General features: G+C 45.4%; 11 protein-coding genes and 1 other RNA gene. 11 read left to right on the top strand and 1 reads right to left on the bottom strand.

Features of this window, described 5'->3' with window-relative positions; genetic code table 11:
• The first annotated feature begins 78 nt into the window (after positions 1 to 78).
• From FPZ44_RS15240 to rnpB, 3 genes are all read left to right on the top strand, one after another.
• On the top strand, positions 79 to 864 hold the full coding sequence (locus FPZ44_RS15240; protein WP_144991394.1) for a tRNA (adenine(22)-N(1))-methyltransferase: 786 nt from the start codon (positions 79 to 81) through the stop codon (positions 862 to 864).
• On the top strand, positions 840 to 1955 hold the full coding sequence (locus tag FPZ44_RS15235) for a Nif3-like dinuclear metal center hexameric protein (protein ID WP_144991393.1): 1116 nt from the start codon (positions 840 to 842) through the stop codon (positions 1953 to 1955). The genes FPZ44_RS15240 and FPZ44_RS15235 overlap by 25 nt, the downstream gene beginning before the upstream one ends.
• Positions 1956 to 2008: 53 nt before the next feature.
• An RNA gene (gene rnpB, locus FPZ44_RS15230) (RNase P RNA component class A) lies at positions 2009 to 2410 on the top strand.
• Between the two features lie 113 nt (positions 2411 to 2523).
• Here rnpB and FPZ44_RS15225 read toward each other — a convergent pair.
• Positions 2524 to 4473, bottom strand: coding sequence for a S8 family peptidase (locus FPZ44_RS15225; protein ID WP_144991392.1), 1950 nt, complete (start codon positions 4471 to 4473; stop codon positions 2524 to 2526).
• A 214-nt stretch (positions 4474 to 4687) separates the two neighbouring features.
• On the opposite strand from FPZ44_RS15225, the gene FPZ44_RS15220 reads away from it, so the two are divergent.
• The 8 genes from FPZ44_RS15220 to typA all read left to right on the top strand — a co-directional run bounded on the left by FPZ44_RS15220 (position 4688) and on the right by typA (position 12143).
• Entirely contained in the window at positions 4688 to 5185 is a 498-nt protein-coding gene (locus tag FPZ44_RS15220; RefSeq protein WP_144991391.1) for a DUF3907 family protein, read from the top strand.
• A gap of 140 nt (positions 5186 to 5325) precedes the next feature.
• Positions 5326 to 5544, top strand: coding sequence for a DUF1540 domain-containing protein (locus tag FPZ44_RS15215; protein WP_144991390.1), 219 nt, complete (start codon positions 5326 to 5328; stop codon positions 5542 to 5544).
• A gap of 19 nt (positions 5545 to 5563) precedes the next feature.
• Positions 5564 to 5908, top strand: a complete 345-nt coding sequence (locus tag FPZ44_RS15210; RefSeq protein ID WP_144991389.1) for a hypothetical protein — start codon at positions 5564 to 5566, stop codon at positions 5906 to 5908.
• A 290-nt stretch (positions 5909 to 6198) separates the two neighbouring features.
• Positions 6199 to 7383, top strand: a complete 1185-nt coding sequence (locus tag FPZ44_RS15205) for a cysteine desulfurase family protein (RefSeq protein ID WP_144991388.1) — start codon at positions 6199 to 6201, stop codon at positions 7381 to 7383.
• A gap of 10 nt (positions 7384 to 7393) precedes the next feature.
• On the top strand, positions 7394 to 8698 hold the full coding sequence (gene thiI / locus FPZ44_RS15200) for a tRNA uracil 4-sulfurtransferase ThiI (RefSeq protein ID WP_144991387.1): 1305 nt from the start codon (positions 7394 to 7396) through the stop codon (positions 8696 to 8698).
• A 69-nt stretch (positions 8699 to 8767) separates the two neighbouring features.
• Positions 8768 to 9430: a TerC family protein gene (locus tag FPZ44_RS15195; RefSeq protein WP_144991386.1), complete on the top strand. Its 663-nt coding sequence runs from the start codon at positions 8768 to 8770 to the stop codon at positions 9428 to 9430.
• A gap of 214 nt (positions 9431 to 9644) precedes the next feature.
• Entirely contained in the window at positions 9645 to 10133 is a 489-nt protein-coding gene (locus tag FPZ44_RS15190) for a glutamate synthase (protein ID WP_144991385.1), read from the top strand.
• A 177-nt stretch (positions 10134 to 10310) separates the two neighbouring features.
• On the top strand, positions 10311 to 12143 hold the full coding sequence (gene typA, locus FPZ44_RS15185) for a translational GTPase TypA (protein ID WP_144991384.1): 1833 nt from the start codon (positions 10311 to 10313) through the stop codon (positions 12141 to 12143).
• Positions 12144 to 12181 lie beyond the last annotated feature (38 nt).

Raw genomic sequence — 12181 nt, 5'->3', positions numbered from 1 at the left:
CCTTTTTTAATTCTCAAATGCAAATGTGCGGTAAGATGAGTTCGACTTCATTAATAGTACAGTAGGTGAAATAAACACGTGATCATAAAGTTATCGAAAAGGCTTCAGCAAATTGCTGATTGGGTTCCAATGAATAGTCGTCTTGCTGACATAGGCTCTGATCATGCCTTGCTGCCAACCTATTTGGCTAAAGAGAACCGTATTGCTAAGGCCATTGCCGGAGAAGTTAATCCAGGTCCTTTTGATGCGGCAGTACGGCAAGTTAAAGGTTCGCGTCTAGAGTCAATTATAGAAGTGCGTCGAGGTGACGGACTTGCTGTTGTTCAGGCAGGCGAAGTGGATTGTATTACGATAGCAGGAATGGGTGGCGGATTAATTGTCTCCATTCTGCAGGCAGGCGTAGATAAGCTGAAAGGTGTTCAGAGGCTTGTCCTGCAGCCGAATGTCGGTGAAGATCTTGTCAGACAATGGCTGCGTGAGGAGCAATGGCTGCTTAAAGCAGAACATATTCTTGAAGAAGACGGCAAGATTTATGAGGTGTTGCTGGCGGAAAGGCCAATTGAGGGCTGGAATGCCGATGAGTTCGTGCAAGCAGACAAAACGATGTATGCATCGAGACAATTGAATTGCGGTTTCGTTCTTGATGAGCAGTGGCTGCTTAAGCTAGGGCCTTATTTGTCTGAAGAAACAGTAAGCGATGTATTCATTGCAAAGTGGCAGCACGAAGTGAATAAGCAAGAGCGAATTCTAAATACTATGGCTAAATCTGATGCCGAAGAAACAGCTGAACGCAGAGAACAGTTTGTTGCCTACAAATCAGAATTGGAGGAGTTGATCGCATGTTGGCAAAAGGGCAAACAATAGCACAGTGGATTGAGCAGCTTGCTCCCAAATCTCTCGCTGTACCTGATGATCGCATTGGTTTGCAATTAGGAACGCTGCGTAAGGAAGTAGCGAACGTGCTTGTCTCGCTTGATGTAACGGAAGCAGTCGTTGATGAAGCGATACGATTGAATGCCGGGCTCATTATTGCTCACCATGCAATTATTTTCCGACCTCTCAAAGATTTGCAGACGGATACACCTGCTGGTCGCTTGTATGAAAAGCTAATCAAGCATGATATTGCGGTGTACATCAGCCATACGAACTATGATATTGTTGACGGCGGCATGAATGATCTGATGGCACAGGCGCTTGAGCTGGATCAGCTTAAAGTGTTGGAGAAGGTGCATGAGGATCGTTTAGAGAAGCTCGTTGTATTTGTTCCCAAAACGCATTTGGAACCGGTGAGACAAGCCATTCTTGACGTCGGTGCAGGCTGGATAGGGGAATACAGCCATTGCAGCTTCTACAGTGAGGGCACAGGCTCATTTAAGCCTTTGGAAGGCACGAATCCTTATATCGGGTCTACAGGTAAAATGGAAGAAGTCGAGGAAGTGCGTTTGGAAACTGTTGTGCCTCGCTCTATAAAGAGCCGCGTTCTTCGGACGATGCTGAAGGCTCATCCTTATGAAGAGGTAGCATACGATATTTACCCATTGCAATTGGAAGGCAAGCCATCGGGCCTCGGACGCGTAGGGAAATTAAAGGATTCGATGAGCCTGTCTGCTTTGGCAGAGCAGGTTAAGTCACGCTTTAACGTTCCGCATGTACGTGTTGTAGGGTCAATGGATCGTGAAGTCCGTAAAGTAGCTGTACTTGGCGGTTCGGGAGCCAGATATGTGAAACACGCGCTTTTCCATGGTGCAGATGTGCTCGTAACGGGCGATGTAGATTTCCATACGGCACAGGATGCGCTTGCTGCGGGTCTATGTATTATTGACCCTGGCCATCATGCGGAGAAGATGTTTATTCCCGATGTAACAACGCGTTTGCAGCAGCTTGCAGAGCAAAATAGCTCGAAGACGATTTTCCATGCTTCGGGCGTTCATACCGAACCTTTTCATTTTATGTAAAAGTTGAGTGTTGAGTTTCTTGTGAGAAGCTAGTATACTTACGAAGTTGTCGGAAAGTTTGACAGACAATCGCTGGTGGTGCAAACCACGAGAGGAAAGTCCGGGCTCCACAAGGCAGGATGCTGGATAACGTCCAGTCAGCGCGAGTTGAAGGATAGTGCCACAGAAATGGACCGCCGATGGCCGCTTATGCGGCACAGGTAAGGGTGGAACCGTGGTGTAAGAGACCACGAGGAACGCTGGTGACTTCGTTCCTGGTAAACCCCATCTGGAGCAAGACCTAATGGGACGCAAGCCCTGCAAAGGGCTAACCTTAGCCTGAGGTGCGTCTGGGTTGGTCGCTGGAGCTGCTTAGTAATAGGCAGCCTAGATAGATGATTGTCACTCCGTAGTGGGAGGGTTGTTCCCGTAATACCACGATCAGTACAGAACCCGGCTTATGGCAAGCTTTCCATCGCACAACACATTTATTATGAAGCTAATTCATATGAAACACATAAGAAGCCCGTATCGAATATTCGATACGGGCTTCGTGTATATTAGCGGACTATTACTCATTACTCATACATTAACGATCAAACTCAGCAGCAGTTCGCTTCAGTTCACGTTGAACATTTTGAGGGTACAATGACAAGGACTGCGTACTTTGCGTTGCAAGGTGAAGTGCGCGTTCCACATCAATTTGTCCGTAGCCGTAGTAGCTATCTTTCCCTTTTGTACCCAAGTCGTTTACCGTTTGGCGCATAATGTCATAGACTTCAGTATTTTTCAGGCTAGGATTAACAGAACGTATCAAGGCAGCCAGTGCAGATACATGAGGACTGGCCATCGACGTTCCTGACAAGGCAGCGTATTGGTTATTCGTATAGGCGCTCGCAATAGATGTACCTGGTGCTACAACATCGACATAGTTACCATAGTTGGAATACGATGCCTTGGCAGTGTTGGAATCCGTAGCGGATACAGCGAACACTTCAGGGTAGGCTGCAGGATAACCTGGCTGACTCGTATTGTCATTGCCTGTTGCTGCAATAAGGACAACATCTCTTTCATGAGCGTAGCGCACAGCATCATGAAGCAAAGCTCCATCTACATAATTGCCAAGACTGAGGTTAATTACTTTTGCCCCATTATCCGTTGCCCAAATAATCCCTTCAGCTACCGAATACGATGTGCCGGAGCCTGAACTATCAAGTACTTTGACAGGCAATATTTTATTGTACCATGTCATACCGGCGATACCTTCCTCATTGTTAACAGAGGCACCAATAATGCCTGCCACATGACTTCCATGTCCGACATCATCTTGCGGCTTTGCATCGCGATTAATCGCATTATAGCCAGGAAGAAGCTTGTCTTTCAAATCACTGTGCTTCAGATCCACGCCAGTATCAACTACAGCAACAATAACATCTTCGCGCCCTTTTGTTAGCGACCAGCCATTGTTTGTCTTAATTAATGGTAAATTCCACTGATATGGTCGATATAGCACGTCATTCGGGTCGGCTTCTGCTGTGTTATTTGCTCTAGGTACCCGATTATCTCTGCCCAAACGATCGCGTAATGGCGTTGCATGTAGGCTAGTCGGTGTCCCATCACTACGCTTTAAATCGTTCGTCATATATAAATAATGAGGCTCAACATAGAGCGGGTTATATGAAGCAAAATATTGCTGCAATCGCTCGGTTTCCATCCATTTGGATTGGAAGACATAGGCATTGCCTACTTTTTTAACGGCCGTTGCACGAATATCATCACGCATACGCTTCAATTGCTGTTCGGTGGGCTGCTGTTTAAAACGTACGACGATCTCGTCTGTGTAATAGTGACTGGTACCCTGGTTGTCCTCCCCATCTGCTACTGTCACATCTTTTTTCGTATTCGTATCTATGGATTTGACCCGATATTTATGCTCAGGCGGGTAAGGGACTACTCGCAGATTGCGCTGCTGATGATTATTAACTTGATAAACAACATGCTGGCTAACAACGGTTACTATGCCACCGTTTGTCGTGGAACTTGGATAGCCTTGCACGACATATTGCTTGCCATTGAGCACGACTTCCGGTGAACGATAAGACTGCTTGTTTGTCACAGAGGTTTCTGCTTTGCGCACGTAGCTTGCAAGTTGTTCTTTCGTTGATTGTGCGTCATGTTGGCTTGCTTCAGGTATAGAACCGCTGCGTACATGAGCTCCGGCTGTTTGATTAACCCAACTCGTGTATACGAAGTGCGGATTTTTTTCTCGGAAACTGTCCATTTTCTTTTTTATATGATTTTTATCTTTGGACGGCCATTGGCTAAGTGCTCGATTCATGTCTTGTTTCGTATCTGTTGACAGCAATCGTTCTGTTACTTTCATGTCTTGATGTACGGTGTTGAGTTTATAATGCTTCTCTTGTGAAGCAGATTGATATCGGGCTGGCTGCTGATTGCTAGACATGCCGTTCCAAAGTAAAGGAACGACGACAATGGTTGCTCCCAATAGAGACAAGCCGATCGCTGTGCCACGACGCATGGTAATCCCTCCATAAATAATTCAAGTTGTCCGTTGACGTTGTTGCAACTGTCATAGCTTGAGAGTTGTTGGGTCTTTTTATTCTTCTTGCCTAAAAAGGTGGAAAGGAGTACCTTTTCCTTTTGGAATGTGGTAGGATGTGGGTAGTGTGGTTCATTATAAATAGTACCTAATATCGTCTAAGTGATAGGGCCAAGTTAAGGGGGAGCATTCCATGCCAGCTAATGTTAAGCAGCTGTGTGAAGCGTCTAGAGAAAAACTGAAGTCCGTTATCGATCAATTGGAGCCATTTTTAAATACGTACAGTTTGCAGGAGCTGGTAGGCAGCGAGCAAGATGAAGAAGTCGTTAGTTTCTACCGCGGATTTTTGTCTGATCTACGCCATTTGCTCGTGTTCTCAGAAGTAAGCTATGAGAAGTTGGGTGTTACTCTTCGTCGTGCGAACTTTGATGCGAACTTTGCAGAACGTTCCTTGTACGAGGTATACCACCATGTTGTGAACGCATTCTTTTATCCGAAAAATGAATGCTACTCCGAAGATGGTCGTTATGCGTATACAGGGCAGGAGGCGATTCGTTTCCGTAAGAAGCCGATTCGTGTAGCACGTGATATTATTTTGAATATTACGAAACTGTTCGAAGAACTGCGCGATGAGCTAGCTTATTATGAGAATGATTATTTGACACAACGTAAAATGCAAAGCAACAAATAATATAGATGTAAGATGTAACCAAGAACGTCCGAACTTTATGTCTCGGCACGTTCTTTTTTTATGCCCGATAACAACTACCAACTCGTTGTGCGAGTATGCCTACCCAGTGACGGACAACCTGTTAGTGGAGGTGAAGTTACATGTCAATTCAACCAACGGTTAGATGTACAGTAGCTAACTGCTCGTTCTGGGGTGATGGGAATATGTGTAGGGCTGATTCCATTCAGATTGATATTGATGCGCATAGTCACAAAAGCTCCAAAGAGGAGTATGCAGACGAATTAGGTGTTTTGCATCAAGATCACGCCTCAGAGTCTTCGGTGACTTGCTGCCTGACGTTCAAGCCGAGAACTTCCTAATTGAAAAGGGGAGCTAATTATGTCTCATAAAAAGCATGATCGTCGTTTGAAACGGAATCGTAATCGGAACCATCTACAGGATCAGCGGGAGTACCACATTGAGAGCGCTTATGAGCTAATGGGAAATGAAGCTCAAGATTTTGGGACTGTTAATGAGAAGCGGGAAGTCGATGTACCGAGTGGACTTGGATACACGGCGATTGGCTTTGCGATAGCTTCATTATTCATGTTTCCATACATTTTAGGCTTAACTAGTATTGCACTCGGATTTATGTCCATATATCAAGGAAGTCGCTCTGCAGGGGCTACTGCTATGATTATTGGCGCAGCGGCAATTTTGATCCATTTTTTATTTTTAACTTGAAAAATGATTACTTACGAGGGAATTAACTTAATTTCAATTTCTTTGAATTTGGACTTGAGGATTTCATATTCAATTTCTACCATACAAGGTAGCGATGGCTGAAGGAGCAAGCAGGAGTGTACTGCTGCTCCTTTTGTCGTAGGTACAGGGTATAAAAAGATGGTGAAATAGCGTGAATACGTGTACAATAAGTACTGTTCCAAGGAACGTATTTTGGGTTGGGATCAACAACGGTAGTTGAATAAGCCGTTTTGATCTTTTTTGTTGTGAAAAGGAGGAGCCAGGAGGATATGAAAGCAAACGACATCATTTATGCGGATTATAGCGCATCAACCCCTCCTCATCCTGAAGTCATTCGTACGATGACAGAAGTGATGGAGCGTATTTATGCGAATCCATCTTCTATACATGAGTTAGGCGGACAAGCTGATCAATTAGTACTTCGTGCACGCAGTGTCGTTGCACAGGCTCTACATGTTCAGCCACAGGAAGTAATATTCACCTCAGGGGCGACAGAGAGCAATAACATGGCTATTTTCGGTGTCGTTCGTGAGGCGATGCGGCTAGCAGCGGCTGGCAATCCTGTTCATGCGATTGTATCTGCGGTAGAACATCCATCCGTGTATGCTTGTTATGAACAGTTGAAGCTCGAAGGTGTAGAAGTGAGTATTGCACCTGTTGATAACAATGGTCGGGTCGATTTGAAGCAGCTAGAACAGCTGATTAAGCCTCATACGGTGATTCTCAGTGTTATGCATGTGAATAACGAAACGGGAGCCGTGCAGCCATTGCGCGAAATTGGTCAATTGGTTGCTCGCTATCCTAAGCTTGTATTTCATGTAGATGGGGTACAAGGGCTAGGGAAGCTGCCTGTAGAACTAGCAGATTGGAATGCCCATCTTTATAGCTTGTCAGGGCATAAGATCCACGGTCCTAAAGGGATGGGGATACTTGTTAAGCGCGGCAACTTGAAGCTGACACCGCTTATCCATGGAGGCGTACAGGAGTTTGGCTTGCGAGCAGGCACTTCTAATGTTCCTGGCATATTGGCCATGTCCAAGGCGGTACGTATGGCGGTAGAAGCTCAAGCTAAAGATGAAGAGAAGCTGCTACTACTAAATGAACGTATGTTGAAGCACATTCATGAAATACCTGAGCTAGTGCTTAACAGTCCTATATGTCCGCTTGGGGCACCACATATTTTAAATGCTTCATTTCCAGGGATGAAGGCAGAAGTGGCCGTACATGCGATGGAGGAGCAAGGCGTTATATTGTCCACGCAGTCAGCTTGTTCTTCTAAGCTTCATAAGCCAAGCCGAGTGCTGTTGGCACAGACACATAATGAACGCGTCGCTGCGAGCGGCCTGCGAATTAGTATGGATGCATCTATGACGATAGAGCAGATTGATCGGATAGGAAGTGCGTTAAAGGAAACAGTTGAGCGGTTAAAACCGCTTGTACAGCGAGAAAGGTAGGTTATAAGTAATGATTTATGATATGTTACTGCTTCGTTTCGGAGAAATTACGATTAAGGGGCGCAATCGAAGTAAATTTGAAAAAGCTGCATACCGGCATGTAAAAGAAGTGTTGAAGCCATTTGAGAAAGCTAAGCTTATTAAAGAATATGGCAGACTTTACGTTGAGCTAAATGGTGAGGAAGTTGAGCCACTTATCGCAGTATTGCGACATGTGTTTGGCATCGTATCTATTAGTCCAGTAAAGGTGGCGCCATCAGAGCTTGAACCGATTATCGAAACAGCTTTAACGATGGTGCGTGAGTATGATCCGCAACCGGGTACAAAATTTAAAGTGGTCGGTCGCAGAGCTTGGAAAGGGTTCCCCCATACTTCTCAAGAGTTGAATCATTTAGTCGGAGCTCCTTTGTTGCGTGAATTTGAGCAGTTATCGGTAGATGTGCGTAATCCAGAATTTAAGGTTACCGTTGAAGTGCGCGAAGAGAATACGTATATCTATTCCAACGTAGTTCCAGCGGTAGGCGGATTCCCATATGGCACGAACGGCAAAGCAATGCTGCTGCTCTCTGGCGGTATCGACAGCCCTGTAGCGGGATATATGGCGTTGCGCAGAGGATTGGAAATTGAAGCGGTTCACTTCCATAGCTATCCGTTCACAAGTGAACGTGCCCAACAAAAGGTGCTTGATTTGGCACAAGTGTTGGCTAACTATGCGGGCAGAGTAAAGGTTCATATGGTGCCTTTTACAGATATTCAAACACGCTTACATCAAGCGAATGCTGAAAATGTACTTATTACGTTAATGCGTCGTGCGTTCTTGCGCATTACAACGAAGCTGGCCGACAAGCATAAGGCGCTTGCTATTGTGTCTGGCGACAGCTTGGGACAAGTAGCAAGCCAAACGTTGGGAAGCATGAACGTTATCGGACGAGCGACGGATTTGCCGCTGCTTCGCCCGCTTGTAACGATGGATAAAGAAGAGATTGTGCGAATTGCACAAGGGATTGGCACATTCGAGCTTTCTATTTTGCCATATGAAGATTGCTGTACGCTCTTCGTCCCGAAGTCTCCAGCTACAAATCCGAATCTGAAAGTGTTGGAGCGAGTTGAGGCGTCGATACCAGAACTGGACGAGTTGATTGATAAAGCAGTGGAAGGGACAGATACGGTATTACTTCGCGCTAATCGCGGTGGTATGGCACCAGAGACAACACCAGAGAACGATGCAGAGCATGAGCTTGAAGCTTCATCTGTACCTGCTGAATTGAACGTTAACAAGAGCAAAAATGATCAATCGGTTGGAGATTGGTTCTAATAATGGCTATATAGTGTCATACCTCCTGCTTGTACAACATACAACTGTACAACAAGGGAGGGGACCACATTGGACTCATTATGGATTCTAATCGAAATCTTATTAATTAATATGGTACTTAGTGGAGATAATGCAGTTGTAATTGCGATGTCGACGCAGCATCTCCCTGAGGCGCAGCGCAAAGTAGCGATCTGGTGGGGGGCTGCAGGTGCAGTCATTCTCCGAATTGTATTGACAGTGGTTGCACTTTGGTTGATGGACATTCCTTTGCTGCAAGCGGTAGGAGGAATTTTATTATTCGTCATTGCCATTCAATTGCTCGGGGATGGAAATAGTCATGCTGTTTCTGAACAAAATACAACCAGCTTAAGGAGTGCTGTTGGCACTATCTTAACCGCAGATGTAATTATGAGTCTGGATAATGTGCTGGCGATTGCGGCTATATCGGAGGGGCATTTTCCATATCTAGTCATCGGGATTGCATTAAGTATCCCCATCGTCGTATGGGGTAGTACGCTTGTCAGCCGTTGGTTGGAGAAGTTTCCGTTTCTCGTGTATGCAGGTGCTGGGATATTAGGCTATACAGCTGGTAAAATGATGGCATCTGACGAAAGATTGCTGCTGTGGCTGCCGGCTTGGGATGGGATTAGAGGAACGCTTCCGTGGGCGCTGGCGTTATTAGTATTGGCTCTTGGGATTTGGTTCCGAGCCCATCCGAAACCGTCGATGTAACAGGAGAAGGCGTCTGCATCCTGAATATATAAGAAATGCTACTTCCTCCCGATTATCTAAGCATTTTAGATAACGGAGGAAGTTTTTTTATGAGGTGAGGTAGTATTTTTTGTACGTTTCATATAAACTAGTAAGGATAAATGGGCGCGAATATCGTCGTACCGTGTCCGCCATCCTAAAGATGGTTGATTAATGGTCGTCAGAGGTGAATGCTATGTCCAGAAAAGAACCCGTTATCGGTATTTTCATACTAGCTGCGGGGTTATTCATCCTGCTTGGCAAATGGGGCTTTTTTAATTTTGTAGGCGGGACGTTGTGGCCGTTATTCTTATTCTTGGTGGGAGCAGGCCTTGTCTGGCTCATTAGGAGTAGAATACTTCCTCCAATCGCTTTTGTGCCTGGTGGAACATTGCTCGTATACGGGCTATTGTTCATGGTTTGCCATTGGATTTCATGGGAATTATTCCGTTACTTATGGCCGTTTATCCTAATTGGATTAGCTCTAGGGCTATACGGTTATAGCAGACTGGAATCTTATCCATCGCCAAGGGCATGGCAGGCCGCTGTTGTTTTAGGAGGGGCAGGAATATTGCTGCTCGTGCTTACGCTAATTGTGAATATTAGTGTATACTTGATCGCATTCGGACTAATCGTTGTAGGGGCATTGCTCATATTCGGCGGTATGTCACGAATACGTCGATAAAGGCGGCAAGGCAGCAGCACTTCGTTCTGAATGATCTATTTCACATGAACGGCGCCGCTTGACGGCGCCTTCTTCACGCAATTATTGTGATAACGGACTGATGTGGACCGTACAGAGCCAACCGATAAGACGACCCATTTTATAAATGTGCTACTATAGAAAGGAAAGATCGAACGTATGCAAGAACGTAATAAGATCAGAAATATCGCAATTATCGCCCACGTTGACCACGGTAAAACAACGTTGGTTGACAAGCTGCTACAACAATCCGGAACTTTCCGCAACAATGAAGTGGTGCACGAGCGCGCCATGGACTCGAATGACTTGGAACGAGAGCGCGGTATTACGATTCTAGCGAAAAATACGGCGATTACGTATAAAGATCATTTGATCAACATTGTAGATACGCCTGGCCACGCTGACTTCGGTGGTGAAGTTGAGCGTATTATGAAAATGGTTGACGGCGTACTTCTTGTCGTTGATGCATTTGAAGGCTGCATGCCGCAAACGAAATTCGTATTGCGCAAAGCATTGGCTCATAACTTGACGCCAATCGTAGTTGTGAACAAAATTGACCGTCCAAATGCTCGTCCGAACGAAGTTATTGACGAAGTATTGGATCTGTTTATTGAGTTGGAAGCGAACGATGAGCAGCTTGAGTTCCCTGTCGTGTATGCATCTGCATTGAACGGTACAGCGAGCTTGAATCCTGAGAAGCAAGATGATCACATGGAAGCATTGTTCGAGACAGTAATTGAACATATTCCATCCCCGCAAGAGAATCCAGAAGAGCCGTTGCAGTTCCTTGTAACGTTGCTTGACTATAACGAATACTTGGGCCGTATCGCTATCGGTCGTGTAAACCGTGGTACGATTCGTGCAGGTCAACCGGTTGCGGTTATTAACCGTGAAGGTCAAGTGAAGCAAGCACGCATCGAGAAGCTGTTTGGTTTCCAAGGCTTGAAGCGTATTGAGCGCGAAGAAGCAGCAGCGGGAGATATCGTTGCAATTGCTGGTATTCGTGAAATCAACATCGGTGAAACGATTGCAGATATGGCGAACCCTGAAGCACTTCCAGTATTGCACATTGATGAGCCTACATTGCAAATGACATTCCTAGTTAACAACAGTCCTTTCGCTGGCCGTGAAGGTAAATGGGTAACGTCCCGTAAGCTTCGTGAGCGTTTGATGAAAGAGTTGGAGACAGACGTTTCCCTTCGTGTAGAGGAAACAGAAAGCCCAGACGCATTTATTGTTGCTGGTCGTGGTGAGCTTCACCTAGGTATTCTTATTGAGAATATGCGTCGTGAAGGCTACGAGCTTCAAGTATCCAAGCCTGAAGTAATCATTAAGGAAATCGATGGCCAAAAAATGGAGCCAATGGAGCGTCTCCTTATCGACATCCCAGAAGATTCGATGGGTGCTGTTATGGAGAGCCTTGGAACACGTAAAGCTGAAATGGTCAATATGATCAACCATGGTAATGGACAAGTACGTTTGGAATTTATCATTCCTGCACGTGGTCTTATCGGTTACCGTACTTCTTATCTGACACTAACTCGCGGTTACGGTATTATGAACCATGCGTTTGATCATTACGGTCCTTATGCGGGCAGCCAAGTAGGCGGTCGTCATCAAGGCGTATTGGTATCGATGGAGAACGGTACATCAACAATGTACGGTATGTTGTCTGTAGAAGACCGTGGTATTTTGTTCCTTAACCCAGGTACTGAAGTATATGAAGGTATGATTGTCGGTGAACATACTCGCGATAATGATATCGTTGTTAACATCTGTAAAGAAAAAGCACTATCCAACGTGCGTTCTTCTGGTAAAGATGACACAGTTAGATTGAAGACACCTCGTGCTTACTCTTTGGAGCAGGCGCTTGAATACTTGAACGATGATGAGTATTGCGAAATTACGCCAGAATCGATTCGCTTGCGTAAAAAAATACTCAACAAAAATGAACGTGAACGTGCGGAGAAGCAACGTAAAGTTCAGTCATAGACCTTAAACGGGGAATTCGTATTTTTCGTTGATGAGCA

Origin of the sequence: Paenibacillus agilis, assembly GCF_007786455.1 — a bacterium.
GTDB lineage: Bacteria > Bacillota > Bacilli > Paenibacillales > Paenibacillaceae > Paenibacillus_B > Paenibacillus_B agilis.
Note: the sequence above shows the minus strand (reverse complement) of the source record. Positions and strands in the feature narration are given on the sequence as shown.